Genomic DNA, 15,116 nt, shown 5'->3' on the forward strand with positions numbered 1-15,116 from the left:
GCCACCGGATGAAAGACCGGCGGATTGGCCGAAGCCCCCGCCGGGAGGGGTTTGATCGCGATGCTTACTTGAGATACACGTCTTCGAAGTCGAACGATCCATTCGGGTTCATCACGAAGCCCTGCACCTCGCTGCGCATCGGGATGTAGATCTTCGAGTGCGCGATGGTGATCCACGGCCGCTCGCGCTTGAAGATTTCCTGCGCCTTCAGGTAGTAGGCGGTGCGCTGGCGCTTGTCGCTGGTCTGCCGCCCCTTTTGCAGTAGCTCGTCGAACTCCTTGTTGCAGAAGCGCTGGCCGTCCTTGCTGACGCTGCACGACAACGTGCCCCACAGGAAGTCGTCCGGGTCGCCCGAGTCGCTGGTCCAACCGCTCATATAGACGTCGTGCTCGCCCTGGCCGGCGCGCTTCAGGTATTCGCCCCACTCGTAGCTCTGGATCGTCGCCTTCACGCCGATCTTGGCCCAGTCCTGCTGGATCATCTGCGCCATCAGCTTGCCGTTCGGGTTGGTCGGCCGCTGCACCGGCAGCGCCCACAGATTCAGCGTGAAGCCGTCCGGATAGCCTGCCTTGGCGAGCAGCTGCTTGGCCTTCTCCGGGTTGTACTCGTTCTTGTTCTTGGCGTTCCAGCCCCACACCGATGGCGGGAACGGGTTGACCGCCTGCGTCGCGCCGCCTTTCGGGAACATCGCGCGGAACAAGGCGTCGCGGTCGATCGCGATGTCGAGCGCCACCCGCACGTCGCGGTTGGCCAACTGCGGGCGCTTCAGGTTGTAGGCGAGGTAGGAGATGTTCATCGCCCCGGTCGAGGCGATCTTGATCCCCGGCGTGCCGTTCAGGCCGTCGAGGTCGGACTCGCGCACCGCCGCGGCCACCTGGCACTCGTTGCCCTTGAGCTTCTGCAACCGCACCTGCGGGTCGGTGACGATCGCGAACACCAGGCTCTGCGTCTTCTGCTTCTTGCCCCAGTAGTTCGGGTTGGCCGCGTAGCGCACCGCCGAATCCTTGGCGTAGCTCTTGAACTGATACGGACCGGTGCCGATCGGCTTCTGGTTGATGTCGGCGGCGCGGCCTTCGGCCAACAGCTTGCCCGCGTACTCGGCCGACTGCATGCCGGCAAAGCCCATCGCCAGGAAGTTGATGAAGGTCGAGTTGCGCTCCTTCAGGTGCAGCTTGACGGTGTACGGGTCGACCTTCTGCACCGATACCACACTCTGCGCGATGCCGTAGTCGTTCGGGCCGAGCAACTGGGTCTTGAACGCCTTGTTGAACGGGAACTCAGGGTTCATCCAGCGGGTGATGGTGAACACCACGTCGTCGGCGTTGAAGTCGCGGCTGGGCTGGAAATAATCGGTGCTGTGGAATTTGACCCCGCGGCGCAGGTGGAAGGTGTACTCCAGCCCATCGTCCGAGATCTCCCAGCCGGTCGCCAGCGCAGGCTCCATCGCCGTACCGCCGCGCTTGAATTCGACTAGGCCCTGGAAGAGCTGCCGGACGACGTTATAGGTCGACGCGCTGTCCCACAGCGCCGGGTCGAAGCCTTCGGGTGCCGTCTCGGCACAGAACACCAGCGGTTTGGCGGCCAACGCCAGCGGCGCGGCCACGCTCACCGCGCACGCGGCCACCAGGCCAGCAAAGCGACGCTTCATCCAATTTCTCCTTTGTGTTATTTCGCAGGCCTTTTTGCAGACTGCTTTGCCGATTCTAGAGCTCCGGGCACTTCACCCCAAATGAATTATTGTGGGGAAGGCATAACCCTAGGTCATGGGCGAGCCACAAGGCTAGATTAGCAGCCTCGACCCGGCTGGCGTAACAGCGCCGTCACAGCCCGGCCCCACAACCGCAGGTTATACCCCTCGCGCATCTTTTCATTGGTCAGCCTAGCCGGCACTGCGTACGCTGAAAGCATCACCATCGGCATTCCCTACTCATGAAACGACTCTGCATCATCGGCGGCGGCGTGATCGGCCTGACCAGCGCCTACTACCTGGCGCGTGAAGGGTTGAGCGTCACCGTGCTCGACCAGGCCGACGACGTCGCCCAGGCGGCGAGCCGCGCCAACGGCGGGCAGCTCAGTTACAGCTACGTCGCCCCCTTGGCCGACTCCGGCATGCCGATGAAGGCGCTGGGTTGGTTGTGGCAAAAGGACGCCCCGATGCGGCTGAAGCTGCGCGCCGACCCCGGGCAGTGGGCGTGGCTGTGGCAGTTTCTGCATTTCTGCAACGTGTCGGCCAACCATCGCGGCACCGCAAGGCTCTGGCAGCTGGCGCAGCACAGCCGCGCGTTGATGGCGCAGCTGCGCGACGACGGTCTCGCCGGCTTTGAATGGCGCCGTAACGGCAAGCTGGTGGTGTTCCGCCAGCCAGAAGGCTTCGACGCCGCGCAGCGGCTGCTCGATTTCCAGCGCAGCCTCGGCGCCGAGCAGCAGGCGCTCGATGGCGCTGCCTGCGCCGAGCTGGAGCCGGCCTTGCAGAACCAGCAAGGCCGCATCGCCGGCGGCATCTACACCCCCAGCGAGGAAGTCGCCGACTGCCGGCTGTTCTGCCTGCAACTGAAGGAATGGATCGCCCGCGAAGGGCTCGACGTGCGCTTCGGTTTCGGCGAAACCGTGACCGGCTTCGAGCGCCACGGCAACCGCATCGGCGCGGTGCTGACCCAGAGCGGCCGCTACGAGTGCGACGCGGTGGTGCTCGCCGCCGGCGTCGGCAGCGTCGCGCTTGGGCGTCAACTCGGGCTGCGCCTGCCGCTCTACCCGCTCAAGGGCTACAGCCTCGACATGCCGCTCGGCCCGCAGGCGCCGCGGCTCAGCGTCACCGACTTCGACAACAAGGTGCTGTACGCGCCGATCGGCGAGCGGTTGCGCGTGGCGGCGATGGTCGACCTGGTCGGCTTCGATAACCGCATCGACCATGACCGCATCGCCACGCTGACCCGGTTGATCGAGAGCAGCCTGCCGCAGAGTGGCCGGCTCGATCAGGCGAACCCCTGGGCCGGCCTGCGCCCGGCCACCCCGAGCGGCGTGCCGCTGATCGGCCGCGCCGACCTCGACAACCTGTGGCTAAACCTCGGCCACGGCGCACTCGGCTTCACCCTCGCCGCGGGCAGCGCCGAGTTGCTCAGCCGCCAGCTGCTCGGCCAGCCGATCCCGCCGGAACTAACCGGCTTGCAGCCGGCGTTGTGAACACGTTGTGATCTAAATCGCGCTTACCCTAGACTGATGGCATGCGCCGGACCCTGCCTGATGCCGAGACGAGGACCCCCGCCACGATGACGCCGCCCCTGCCGCCACTCGACCCGGCGACGCTCGCCGACGCGCTGCGCCGCGCCGTGCTCGACCAGCATCTCGAACTGATCGCCGACCCGCAGGACGGTGGCCGGCCGTTGCGTCACTTCCCGTCGCTCGACCTCGCGCTGATCGCCTTCCCGCCCGGCGTCGCGCCGGTGTTCGCCAACCTGCTGTTCTCGCGCGACTTTCCCGAGGGCATTACCGCGCACTTCGATCCGGCCAGCTTGGCGATCGACAACGTCCGTTTCCTCGCCGACCAGCAGGACGCCGCGGGCAATAGCATCGCGTGGCGACCGGACAGCGACTGGTCGCGACTGGCCTGGCAACCGCTCAATCGGGCGGGCGACGACGCGCACGATTTCGTCTCCCCGTACCCGGCGTCGCTATTGAAGCTGCTGCCGGCGCTCGGCGTGCTGCAGTTGGTCGCGGCCGGCCGACTGTCACTTACCAGCCCGATCGCCTACGACGGCGAAACGCGCCCGCTGCTCGACTGGCTCGACCCGATGATCACCGTCAGCTGCAACCGCGCGACCTGCGCGTTGACCCGGCTGCTGCACGATCTCGGGCAGATCCGCCGCAACGAAGAAGGAGAAACGGCCAACACCGTCAACGCGCTGTGCGCCCGACTCGGGCTGTCGCTGCTGCGCTTCGGCGACACTGCCAGCGACGGCGGCTGGAGCAACGCGGCGGGATCGGGCGTCGGCCACCTCCACGTCGGCGCCTGGGACATGGCACGGCTGCTGTGGCTGCTGGACGACGAAGCACCCACACCGAACTGGCGAGTCGGCAATCAAGCAGTGCAACGACCGCTGAGGTTGGCCGAACGGGCGCTGCTGCGTCGCCTGCTGCGTGAGCAGGGCCTGCACGAACTGTTGTCGAGCACGGTGCTCGCCGGCGCCGGCTACCCTCGTGGCCTGCCCGCCTGGCTCGCGCCGCGCTGGCTGACGCCCGACGGCGGCGCCCGGGTCGGCGACAAGCGTTATCCGCCCGACGTAACGCGGGCGATCGACGCCGCCGAGGTCTACTTCGACCACAAGACCGGCTGCACCGAGAACTACGGCAGCGACGCCGGCATCGTGAGCGGCACCCCGGGGCGGGCCCGGCGCCACTACATCGTCGCGCTGACCAGCAACCTCGGCGAGCGCTACGCCGACCCGACACTGCCGGGCAGCGTGTACCCTAAGCAACTGGCGACGCTGGGCGCCGCCATCGATACCCTGATGACACACTGGCTGGAGCCCTGAATGACCTCGCCCGCCCTGCTTCGCCCGCTACGCCACGGCGCCACCATCGCCGTCATCGCCCCGGCCGGCCCCGCCGACGCCGAGCAGGTCGCCCACATCGAGCCATGGTTGGCCGAACGCGGCTACCACGCCGTGCTATTGCCCAGCTGCCACGCCCGCTTGCACCACCTGGCCGGCAGCGATGCCGTGCGCCTCGACGACCTGCACACTGCCTTCGCCGATCCGCGCTTCGACGCGGTGCTGTGCCTGCGCGGCGGCTACGGTTCGCCGCGGCTGCTCGACGCGATCGACGTCGGCCTGATCGCCCACCATCCCAAGCCCTTCATCGGCTATAGCGACATTACCGCCCTGCACATACTGTTCAACCAGCAGGCCGGGCTCGTCACCTTTCACGGCCCGATGATGACCAGCGACCTGATCCGCCACAACGACCCGCTGACCGAGGCCGCGCTGTGGTCACAGCTGCGTGGTGAACTCGGCGCCGGCAGCACGCTGCCACACCCGACCGGCTATCCACTCGTGACGCAGCGCGGCGGTGTGGCGCAGGGTCGGTTGGTCGGCGGCAACCTGAGCATGCTGTGCGCGATGCTCGGCACCCCATGGGCGCTACAGGCCGACGACGCGATCCTGTTCCTCGAAGACGTCAACGAGGAACCCTACCGGCTCGACCGGCTGTTCAACCAGCTGCGCCTCGCCGGCGTGCTCGGCACGCTTCGCGGTGTGCTGCTCGGCGACTTCGCGCACGCCGACGCCGACAAACTCGCCGCACTCGACATGGTCTGGGAGGACTACCTGCTGCCCTTGCAGATCCCGGTGCTGGCCGGCTGGTGCGCCGGCCATTGCACGCCGAATATGACGTTGCCGCTCGGCGCCACCGTCACCCTCGACGCCGACCGCCAGACCGTCCGGCTCGATCAAACCCTGTTTATCGCGGAGGCCCAGGATGAAGCCCGCGCACATCATCATCCCGCTTGAAGCGCTGACCGGCCACGACGAGTACGTGTCCATCCGAGACATCCCGCATGTGCGGATCGACCTGCGTTACGCCGGCAACAACAACTTCGTCGGCCGCGACCTGTACGGTCAGTTCGACGGCGGCTTCCTGCATCGGCGCGCGGCCGCGCAACTGCGCGATGCGGCGAAACGACTGCAGCGCTACCACCCTGGCTGGCAGCTGCGGGTGTTCGACGCGCTGCGCCCGGGACGAGTGCAGCGCGAGCTGTGGGCCGAGGTGGTCGGCACACCGGAAGAAATCTACGTCGCCAACCCCGATCGCGGCTCGATCCACAGCTTCGGCATGGCGATCGACCTGACGCTGGAGGACGAGCACGGCGAGGAACTCGACATGGGCACGCCATTCGACGACTTCACGGAGCTGTCGCACCCGGTGCGCGAGCAGGAGATGCTCGACTCCGGCCGGCTGAGCGCCGAGCAGCACGCCAACCGGCGGCTGCTGCGCCGCTGCATGACCGAAGCCGGCTTCGCCATCATCCCGACCGAGTGGTGGCATTTCGACGCGGCGGACAAGGCGATGATCCGTGCCACCTTCCGGCTGGTGGAGTAAGGTCTCGGCCCATCGTCGGCTGAAACCGTGTCAGGGCACCCGTGTTATGCTCTCGTCTTCAGCCTACTCGGAGCCCCGCCATGCCCGACCTGACTCATCTGTTCACCTTCGCCCTCGTCGCTCTCGGCATGGTGCTGACCCCGGGGCCGAACATGATCTACCTGCTTTCCCGTTCGCTCTGCCAGGGCCGTCATGCCGGCTTCGTCTCGCTGGGTGGCGTGGCGCTCGGCTTCGTGTTCTATCTGCTGTGCGCGGCCTTCGGCATCTCGGCGCTGTTGTTCGCCGTGCCCTACGCCTATGACGCGTTGCGTCTGACCGGCGCCGCCTACCTGCTCTACCTTGCCTGGCAGGCGCTGAAACCGGGTGGCCGATCGCCGTTCGAAGTGCGCGAACTGGCGCCGGACAGCCCGAAAAAGCTGTTCACCATCGGCCTCGTCACCAGCCTGCTCAACCCCAAGGTTGCCCTGCTCTATCTCGCGCTGCTGCCGCAATTCATCGTGCCGACCCAGGGCAGCGTCCTCGTTCAGTCGCTGGTGCTCGGCAGCACGCAGATCGCGGTCAGCCTGACCATGAACTCGCTGATCATCATCAGCGCCGCCGGCATCTCCGCCTTCCTGGCCAGACGGCCGCTGTGGCAGCGGATCCAGCGCCGACTGATGGGGGCGGTGCTCGGTGGCCTGGCGCTGAGAATGTTGGCCGAATCACGCCGTTGACCCGCAATGGCCTAATAAAAAAGCCTGCCGATTCGACAGGCTTTTTCTTTGGTGGCGGCATTCGCTCAGTGCTTGCGAAAGTCGCGCGTCAGCTTGGCCAGATCGCCGGCCGCTTCGGCCAGGCGGTCGGCGCTGCCCTCGACCAGCCGGGTGGTCGCCAGGTTATCGTCGGCCAGCGCGTTGAGTTGCTCGAGCGACGACGCCACCTCGTGCACCGCCTGCGACTTCTGCGACACCTGCGCCGCTAGCTCCACCGCCTGCGCGCTGGCCTGTTCGGCGGCGGCGATCAGGCCGTCGAGGTTGGCCGAAGACAGGCGGATCTGCTCGGTGACCTGACCCACCTCGCTGACCGTAGAGTCCATGCTCGCCACCGCCGACTGGGTGATCGTGCCGATCCGGCCGACGATGCCCCCGATCGAGTCGGTGGTGCTCGTAGTGCGCTCGGCCAACTTGCGCACCTCGTCGGCCACCACCGCGAAGCCGCGGCCCAGTTCGCCGGCGCGCGCCGCCTCGATCGCGGCGTTCAGCGCCAACAGATTGGTCTGGTCGGCGATCTCGTGAATCAGGCTGGTCATGCTGCGGATCTCGGTCATCGCCTGGTCGAGCTCTTGCATCGCCTGGCGCGACTCGTCGACCACGTTCACCGCACGCTCGGCCGCCAGCGTGGCGGCCTGCATGGTCGCGCTGCCCTCGGTCGCCACCTCGCGGGTGCGCGCCGCGCCCTGCCGGCCCTGTTCGGCCAACGTCACCACCTCGCCGATCGCGCCGCTCATCACTTCCATATTGCTGCTGATCTGTCTGAGCCCGCTCCCCTGCTCGACGGTGCGCGACGCCAGCGCGTGCATCTCCTCGCGCAGCGAGCCGGCGCCCGCCGAGGTGACGCTGCCGACGCTCGATACGTCGGCGATCACCGCGCGCAAATGGATGCGCAGCGACTCGAGCTCGACCACCAACCGGCCCACCGGCCCGCCGTCGGTGGCGTTGAGGTTCTGGTTGAGCCGCCCTTCGGCCAGCGCGCGGAAACCCTCGCGCAGCGCGCCCAGCGCTGCACTCAGACGCGCAGCCAGCCAGCCGCCGCTACCCAGCGCCAGCGCGGCACCGGGCAGTGCCAACAGCAGACGGCTACCGGTGTCGATCTCGGGGATCACCGCGCCGCCGAGCATCAACCCACCGCCGATCCCCAGGCCGATCGCCCCCCAGCGCAGCGGGTTGACGCGACGCTGCAGCGCCCGCAGCGTCGACGGCAGCGCCGCCGCGCGGCTGCGCACCGCGCGATAAAGCGCCTCGGCCGCCTGTACCTCGGCACGACTCGGCGTCGAACGCACCGACATATAGCCGACGGTACGGCCGTTCTCGATGATCGGCGTCACGTACGCCTCGACCCAGTAGAACGCACCGTTCTTGGCGCGGTTCTTCACCAGACCCCGCCACGGCCGGCCGGTCTTGACCGTGTCCCACAGGTCGCGAAACGCCTCCGGCGGCATCTCCGGGTGACGCACGACATTGTGGTTGTGACCGAGCAACTCCTCCTCGCTGAAGCCGCTGATCTCGATGAACGCTCGGTTGGCGTAGGTGATCGTGCCTTTCAGGTCGGTCTTGGTGACGATCGGATGATCGGGGTGGACGGACAGCTCTTCGTCGGTAACGGGCAGGTTTGTCTTCATTTGTAGAGATTTTTTTCGAATGGGCTGGATTATTTAAGCCATTCTATCAAAATGGTCATGCCATATGGCTTAAACTTAAGATCAATCCGTTGGAAAAAATGCTTTTTGAATAGCTGCAAATGAAAAAAAGGGGCGAACTCGCCCCTTTCTCTGCTGCTGTCACGTTTGGATCAACGATGCACGAAGATCCGCTCGACGTCGGTTAGCGCCACCAGCGTGGTGCCGCCAGCGTAGCTCACCGACGACTGCAGGTCTTCCTGCAGCTCGTTCAACAGCTTGTCGATACTGCCCTTGTAGTCGACCAGGATCTTCTTGCCTTCGACGTTGACGTAGGCGCCCTTGTTGAACTGCGAGGCGCTGCCGAAGTATTCCTTGTAGTGCTTGCCGTCGATCTCGACGATCTCGCCGGCCGACTCGTCAAAGCCGGCAAACAGCGAACCGGCCATGATCATCGTCGCGCCGCAGTTGACTGCCTTGGCCATGTCGCCGTGCTCGGAAATGCCGCCGTCGGCGATCACCGGAATGGTCACCGCGGCCGCCACGTCGAGCACCGTCGACACCATCGGGCGGTGGAAGCCGGTCTTGTTCTTGGTGATGCAGACACGGCCGCCGGCGATGCCGGCCTTCACCGCGTCGCAGCCCCAGGTCTGCAGGTCGCGTGCCGCGCCGGCGGTGGCGATGTTGCCGCCGATCAGGAAGCTGCCCGGCAGCTCGGCCTTGATGAACTTGATCATCCGCTCGGCCTTCACACACCAGGCGTTGGCGACGTCGACGGTGATGTATTCCGGGGTGATGCCGGCGGCCTTCAGCTCGCGCAGCTGCTCGTAGGAGTCATCGTTGACGCCCATGCTGATCGAGGCGAACAAGCCCTTGTCCTGCATGTCCTTGCAGAACGCCACCGCGTCGACGTTGAAGCGGTGCATGGTGTAGAACCAGCCGCGACGGGCGAAGTATTCGCAGGTATCGGCGTCGACCACCGACTTCATATTGGCCGGGTAGATCGGCATCTCGAAGCGGCGCGGGCCGAACTGCACCGAGGTGTCGCACTCCTTGCGGCTGTCGACGAGGGTTTTTTTCGGGACGAGGTAAATGTCGCCGTAGTTGATTTCAGTCTTGATCATGCGTGCGTCCTCCAAGGGTAATGCGATGTTTGACCGGCCCATAAAACGACGGGCCCCAAACAAAACGGGAGCCCCTGGGGGCTCCCGTTTGCACTTTTCCCTGCGCGCCGCACCGCGGCTCGCACACAAAATTCCTGCCAAATTTAGGCTTATTACTTCGACGTGTCAATACTTCACATCAAACTATTCGACGCTTTTCCAGAGCCTGTTCAGAATCTGTCGCGAGCTGGCCTCAGCGGGGCGAAGAGCAGCGCAGAAACCGGAATGTACTTCGAGTACATGAGGATTTCGAGCAGCACATGAACCCCGATCAGGGCCGCGCAGCAAGATTATGAACAGGCTCTCAGCCGACCCGCCCTTCGCTGATACGTAGCCAGTCGATGATCGGCTGCCAGCTCTCGCGGTCGCGCGCCACCTGCGCCGCCCGGTAATCGAACAGCGTGGCGCCGCTGCTCGCGGCCTGCACGTAGAGCTGGGTATCGCGCAGCCAGGCCAGCACCGGCACCTCGAACTGGCCGAGGAAGGACTCCAGCTCGCGCGCCGAGCGGGTGCGTGGGTCGACCCGCATCCCGACCACGCCGACATAGGCGCGGCCCTTGCGCACTGCCTTCTCCTCGAACAGCCGGGTCAGAAACTGCTCGCTCGCCGCCATGTCGAACGGCGACGGCTGGATCGGCACGATCACCCGGTCGACCCGCTCGACCAGCGCCTCGAGCTTCTTGCCGTGCAGGCCGGCCGGGCCGTCGAGCACCACCACTTCGGTGCCCTTCGGCGGCCGTGCCGGCTCGCCCACCTTGATTTCCCAGCCGGTTATCGCCGGCAAGCTGGCCGGGCGCCGCGCCAGCCAGCCGAGCGCCGATTGCTGGCGATCGACGTCGCCGAGCATCACCTTGCGGCCGGCGCCGGCGTAGTAGCCGGCCAGGTTGGTCGCCAGCGTCGACTTGCCGCTGCCGCCCTTGGGATTCGCAATCAGGATCGAAAACATCGCCGCCCCTCGGCCATCGGTATCGGCCCACTATACCCCATCCGCGCGGCCGGACCCCGGCCTGGACCAAGCGGCTCAGGCGTCGGCGATCACCGTCAGTGCGCCGTGCAGGCTGTCGGCGAGCGCCGCGCACTGCGCGTCGGCGCTGTCTTCGGCCAAGCTGACCCGCAAGCGCACCGCCTCGCTGTAGGCGACGTCGAGGATGGCCACGCCGTGCAGCTCACACCAACGCCGCAGCGCCGACTCGAGCGAAAACGGCACCTCGAACCACAGCGTCTTGCTGCGCACCACCGCGACCAGTTCGGCGTCGACCAGCGCCTCGCTGACCGCCTGCGAATACGCCCGTACCAACCCGCCGGCGCCGAGCTTGATGCCGCCGAAGTAACGCACCACTACCGCCAGCACATTGGTCAGCTTGCGGTGCATCAGCACGTTGTACATCGGCTTGGCGGCGGTGCCACCCGGCTCGCCGTCGTCGTCGAGGCCGGAGTCGGTCTCGCTGAGCAGCACCCAGCAGTGATGGCGGGCGTCCGGGTACTGCCGGCGCAATTCGGCGAGCCGCTGCATCGCCTCGGCCCGGTTCGCCACCGGTTCGACATAGGCGATGAAGCGGCTCTTCTTGATCTCGATCTCGCTCTGGCAAGGCTGTTTCAGGTGATACATGGGCAATTCGGCGACGTGGACAGGCCGGTATCTTAGAGCGCCAGACTGAAATCGGCGAGCCGAAGGCGCGGATTGGAGCCCCACGCGGCCGTCCTGCAAGCGCTCAGGGCACGAACTACACTGGGTAAAAGAACTCGTTTTCTCGCCCGCCCTTTCGTCGAGGAGGACTCATCATGTTGATGCTGCTGATTGGTTTAGGGGTTGTCGTCGTCGCAGTCGGCTTCGCGCTGCGCACCTGGTTCGACGACGAAGGCGAAGAACGGCTGTCGCACACCCTGCCCGACCGGGATCACGTCTGATGCCTTCGACATGACTTCCGGGCTTGCGATAGGCCGTCCGGAAGTCGACAATGGTCGGGGTTTTGCCTCCCGGTACCGTTGATGACGCCCACTGTCTGGTTTGTCGGCGCGCTGGTCGCGCTGATTTTCGAATTTCTCTCCGGTTCGTTCTACCTGTTGGTCGTCGCCGTGGCGCTGGCCGGCGGCGGCATGTTTGCGCTGCTCGGGGCCGAACCGGTCTATTCGCTGCTGGCCAGCAGCCTGATCGGCCTGATCGGCTTCACCATCCTGACCCGGTACCGGCGCCGTCTCAAAAAACGCCCGGTCGACCCGACCATCAACGACCCGGATCTCTACCAGCAGGTCACCATCCTGCGCCTGGATGCCGACGGTCGCGGCCGCGGCTTCTATCGCGGCGCCGAATGGGACATCCAACTCGATTCGGCCAACCCCGCCGCAGCGCCCGAGCACGGCTACATCGTCGGCCGTGACGGCAACCGACTGATTCTTTCCCTTCAGCATCCCCAACCGAGGTAAGCATGGAATTCGCGATCGTCCTGTTCGTCGCCTTCGTCATCTTCGTCTTCAAGTCGGTCACCGTGGTGCCGCAGCAAAGCGCCTATATCCTGGAGCGGCTCGGCCGCTACCACGGCACCTTGACCCCCGGCCTCAATATCATCATTCCGTTCATCGACCGGATCGCCTACAAGCACAATCTGCGCGAGATCCCGCTCGATGTGCCGAGCCAGATCTGCATCACCCGCGACAACACCCAGCTGAAGGTCGACGGCATCCTGTACTTCCAGATCACCGACCCGCAGCTGGCCTCATACGGCTCGAGCAACCATGTGGTCGCGATCAGCCAGCTGGCGCAGACCACGCTGCGCTCGGTGATCGGCAAGATGGAACTCGACAAGACCTTCGAGGAGCGCGACGAGATAAACCGCGCGGTGGTGGCGGCGCTCGACGAGGCGGCGATTTCCTGGGGCGTGAAGGTGCTGCGCTACGAGATCAAGGACCTGGTGCCGCCGCAGGAAATCCTGCACGCCATGCAGGCACAGATTACCGCCGAGCGCGAAAAACGCGCCCGCATCGCCACCTCGGAAGGCCGCAAGATCGAGCAGATCAACCTCGCCACCGGCCAGCGCGCCGCCGCGATCCAGGAGTCCGAAGGCCAGATGCAGGCGGCGATCAACCTGTCGAACGGCGAAAGACAGGCCACCATCAACAAGGCGCAAGGCGAAGCCGAGGCGCTGCGGCTGGTCGCCGACGCCACCGGCGACGCGATCCGTCGGGTTGCCGGTGCGGTGCACGAGCCGGGCGGTATCGAAGCGGTCAACCTGAAGGTGGCCCAGCAGTATGTCGACGCCTTCGGCAAATTGGCCAAGACCAACAACACCTTGATTTTGCCGGCGAATGTCGCCGACGTCGGCGGACTGGTCGCCTCGGCGCTGCAGATTGTCAAGGGTACCCAGAGCGCCGGCAAAGAGGCGGCGAAGGGCTGAGGCACGGCAACCGTCCCGGGAACCTCTCCACCACACAGCGTGTCCCATGCCAGTTTGTCAGCAGCAGCAGAGCCCGGCTCAGCCACCCTGCCCGCCTTCGGCCAACCGACGCGCCGGCTTGTCGAAGCCGGCGCCTGCCCCCATAATCGTTTGCATGAAATTTCTCGCTGACCTCTTTCCCGTCCTGCTGTTCTTCGGCGCCTACTGGTTCACCCGCGACATGTTCATCGCCACCGGCGTCGCTATGATCGCCACGGTGTTGCAGGTCGCCGTCGCCTGGATTCGCCACCGCAAGGTGGAACTGCTGCAGTGGGTCAGCCTTGGCCTGATCGTGGTGCTCGGTGGTGCGACCATCCTGCTGCACGACAAACACTTCATCATGTGGAAGCCCACCCTGCTCTACTGGATCATGGGTGGTGGCCTGTTGGCCGGGGCCCTCGCCGGCAAAAACGGCATGCGTGCCCTGATGGGGCAGCAGATCAACCTGCCCGACAGCGTCTGGAAAAAGCTCAATCTGGCCTGGTCCGGGTTCTTCCTCACCATGGGCGGCATCAATCTCTTGGTCGCCTACCACTTCAGCGAGGAAATCTGGGTCAACTTCAAACTGTTTGGCGGAATCGGCCTGATGATCGCCTTCGTCATCGCGCAAAGCCTGTTCCTGTCCAAATACATCGAGGATTCCAAGTAATGCTCTACGCCATCATCGGCCACGACCGCGACGGCTCGCTCGACGCCCGCCTCGCGGCCCGCCCGGCGCATCTTGACCGTCTGAACGCGCTGCAACAAGAAGGCCGCCTGGTGCTGGCCGGCCCGTTCCCGGCGATCGACTCGTCCGACCCCGGTCCGGCCGGTTTCTCCGGCAGCCTGATCGTCGCCGAATTCGCCTCGCTCGACGCCGCGCGCGCCTGGGCCGACGCCGACCCGTACGTGGCGGCCGGCGTCTACCAGCATGTCGACGTCAAGCCGTTCAAGCAGGTCCTGCCCGCATGAGTGATACACTCTCGCTTATGCGGGATAGGTTGGCCGAACTCGCCCCCGAACACGTCGACATCGAAGACGAAAGCGCTTTGCACGCCGGCCACGCCGGCGCCAAAAGCGGTGGCGGGCATTACCGGCTGACCATCGTTAGCCCCCGTTTCACCGGCCTGTCACGGCTGGAGCGGCAGCGGCTGATCTACAGCACACTGGGCGAACTGATGCAGACGCGCATCCATGCGCTGGCCATCCGTGCGCTCAGCCCGGAAGAAATCTAAATCTCACTCGAGGGAATAACACATGCGACTGAATCGACTGGCCGCTGCCATGCTGGCAGCCACCCTGAGCCTGCCCGTGCTGGCTGCCCCGGTAGCCACCGTCAACGGCTCGGCAATCGACAAGAGCGAAGTGGACAACGCCGTCGCCATGCTGATGAAGAACAGCAACGGCCAAGTGAAAGACAGCCCGTCGCTGCGCGAAGAGGTGAAGAACCGCCTGATCAACCGCGAGCTGATCCTGCAGGAAGCCAAGCGTCGCGGCCTCGACAAGAGCCCGGAAGTGCAGAAGCGTCTGGACGAAGTACGCAACGACCTGGTACAGGAAGCACTGTTCGCCGACATCCTGAAAAAGGACCCGGTTGACGACGCCAAGGTGAAGGCCGCCTACGACAAGATCTCGGGCAACATCAAGGGCACCAAGGAAGTGCACGCTCGCCAGATCGTGCTGGGCTCCGAAGACGACGCCAAGAAAGCCATCGCCGACCTGAAAAAAGGCGGCAACTTCGAAGCGCTGGCCAAGGCCCGCTCGAAAGACCCAGTGGCCAAGCAGAGCGGCGGCGACATGGGCTACATGAACCTGTCCGCGTTGGAACGCGACGTTCCGCCGCTGGCCACGGCGCTGAAATCGCTGCCGAAGGGCGGCGTGAGCCCGACGCCGGTAAAGTCGAACGCCGGCTGGCACGTGTTCAAGGTTGAGGACATCCGCGACGCCAAGGTGCCGCCGTTCGACCAGGTGAAGGGCCAGCTGAAGCGTGACCTGCAAGAGCAGGAAATCGCCAAGACGGTCGATGGCCTGCGCAGCTCGGCCAAAATCCAATAACACCCTGTCACAGGATCAATC

At 65.5% G+C, this 15,116-nt stretch carries 17 protein-coding genes; 12 read left to right on the top strand and 5 right to left on the bottom strand.

Translation table 11 applies throughout. The features are described 5' to 3' along the window. Nucleotides 1-64: 64 nt before the first annotated feature. Nucleotides 65-1,648 (bottom strand): ABC transporter substrate-binding protein, encoded by a 1,584-nt coding sequence (locus ACZ2IA_RS03180; protein ID WP_470291119.1) that lies wholly within the window; start codon nt 1,646-1,648, stop codon nt 65-67. 281 nt (nt 1,649-1,929) lie between these two features. Between ACZ2IA_RS03180 and ACZ2IA_RS03185 the strand changes: the two genes are divergently transcribed. The 5 genes from ACZ2IA_RS03185 (at nt 1,930) to ACZ2IA_RS03205 (ending at nt 6,806) form a co-directional block, all read left to right on the top strand. After that, nucleotides 1,930-3,180 carry a D-amino acid dehydrogenase gene (locus ACZ2IA_RS03185; RefSeq protein WP_470291120.1) on the top strand — a complete coding sequence of 417 codons (1,251 nt, stop codon included), beginning with the start codon at nt 1,930-1,932 and terminating at the stop codon, nt 3,178-3,180. A gap of 86 nt (nt 3,181-3,266) precedes the next feature. Further along, nucleotides 3,267-4,529, top strand: a complete 1,263-nt coding sequence (locus ACZ2IA_RS03190; protein ID WP_470291121.1) for a hypothetical protein — start codon at nt 3,267-3,269, stop codon at nt 4,527-4,529. Further along, nucleotides 4,530-5,504: a S66 peptidase family protein gene (locus ACZ2IA_RS03195; RefSeq protein WP_470291122.1), complete on the top strand. Its 975-nt coding sequence runs from the start codon at nt 4,530-4,532 to the stop codon at nt 5,502-5,504. It abuts the gene before it with no gap. Further along, nucleotides 5,473-6,093, top strand: coding sequence for a M15 family metallopeptidase (locus tag ACZ2IA_RS03200; protein ID WP_470291123.1), 621 nt, complete (start codon nt 5,473-5,475; stop codon nt 6,091-6,093). Before ACZ2IA_RS03195 ends, ACZ2IA_RS03200 begins: the two co-directional genes overlap by 32 nt. Nucleotides 6,094-6,173: 80 nt before the next feature. After that, a complete protein-coding gene (locus ACZ2IA_RS03205) occupies nt 6,174-6,806 on the top strand; it encodes a LysE family translocator (protein WP_470291124.1) in 633 nt (210 codons plus the stop codon). A gap of 65 nt (nt 6,807-6,871) precedes the next feature. Here ACZ2IA_RS03205 and ACZ2IA_RS03210 read toward each other — a convergent pair whose 3' ends face one another. The 4 genes from ACZ2IA_RS03210 to ACZ2IA_RS03225 all read right to left on the bottom strand — a co-directional run bounded on the left by ACZ2IA_RS03210 (nt 6,872) and on the right by ACZ2IA_RS03225 (nt 11,239). Beyond that, on the bottom strand, nt 6,872-8,470 hold the full coding sequence (locus ACZ2IA_RS03210) for a methyl-accepting chemotaxis protein (protein ID WP_470291125.1): 1,599 nt from the start codon (nt 8,468-8,470) through the stop codon (nt 6,872-6,874). Between the two features lie 170 nt (nt 8,471-8,640). After that, nucleotides 8,641-9,591, bottom strand: a complete 951-nt coding sequence (locus ACZ2IA_RS03215) for a GMP reductase (RefSeq protein ID WP_470291126.1) — start codon at nt 9,589-9,591, stop codon at nt 8,641-8,643. 343 nt (nt 9,592-9,934) lie between these two features. Next, nucleotides 9,935-10,576, bottom strand: coding sequence for a nucleotide-binding protein (locus ACZ2IA_RS03220; protein ID WP_470291127.1), 642 nt, complete (start codon nt 10,574-10,576; stop codon nt 9,935-9,937). 75 nt (nt 10,577-10,651) lie between these two features. After that, nucleotides 10,652-11,239, bottom strand: coding sequence for an IMPACT family protein (locus ACZ2IA_RS03225; protein ID WP_470291128.1), 588 nt, complete (start codon nt 11,237-11,239; stop codon nt 10,652-10,654). A 173-nt stretch (nt 11,240-11,412) separates the two neighbouring features. Here ACZ2IA_RS03225 and ACZ2IA_RS03230 point away from each other — a divergent pair, with 173 nt between their 5' ends. From ACZ2IA_RS03230 to ACZ2IA_RS03260, 7 genes are all read left to right on the top strand, one after another. Then, nucleotides 11,413-11,538 (top strand): hypothetical protein, encoded by a 126-nt coding sequence (locus tag ACZ2IA_RS03230; protein ID WP_470291129.1) that lies wholly within the window; start codon nt 11,413-11,415, stop codon nt 11,536-11,538. 81 nt (nt 11,539-11,619) lie between these two features. Then, on the top strand, nt 11,620-12,054 hold the full coding sequence (locus tag ACZ2IA_RS03235; protein ID WP_470291130.1) for an NfeD family protein: 435 nt from the start codon (nt 11,620-11,622) through the stop codon (nt 12,052-12,054). 2 nt (nt 12,055-12,056) lie between these two features. Further along, nucleotides 12,057-13,022, top strand: coding sequence for an SPFH domain-containing protein (locus ACZ2IA_RS03240; protein WP_470291131.1), 966 nt, complete (start codon nt 12,057-12,059; stop codon nt 13,020-13,022). Nucleotides 13,023-13,176: 154 nt separating this feature from the next. Beyond that, nucleotides 13,177-13,710, top strand: a complete 534-nt coding sequence (locus ACZ2IA_RS03245; protein ID WP_470291132.1) for a septation protein A — start codon at nt 13,177-13,179, stop codon at nt 13,708-13,710. Then, on the top strand, nt 13,710-14,012 hold the full coding sequence (locus ACZ2IA_RS03250; protein ID WP_470291133.1) for a YciI family protein: 303 nt from the start codon (nt 13,710-13,712) through the stop codon (nt 14,010-14,012). The genes ACZ2IA_RS03245 and ACZ2IA_RS03250 overlap by 1 nt, the downstream gene beginning before the upstream one ends. After that, a complete protein-coding gene (locus ACZ2IA_RS03255) occupies nt 14,009-14,275 on the top strand; it encodes a BolA family protein (protein WP_470291134.1) in 267 nt (88 codons plus the stop codon). Before ACZ2IA_RS03250 ends, ACZ2IA_RS03255 begins: the two co-directional genes overlap by 4 nt. A 22-nt stretch (nt 14,276-14,297) precedes the next feature. Continuing rightward, nucleotides 14,298-15,095 (top strand): peptidylprolyl isomerase, encoded by a 798-nt coding sequence (locus tag ACZ2IA_RS03260; protein ID WP_470291135.1) that lies wholly within the window; start codon nt 14,298-14,300, stop codon nt 15,093-15,095. Nucleotides 15,096-15,116 lie beyond the last annotated feature (21 nt).

The organism is Crenobacter sp. CS_VA4, from assembly GCF_055597485.1.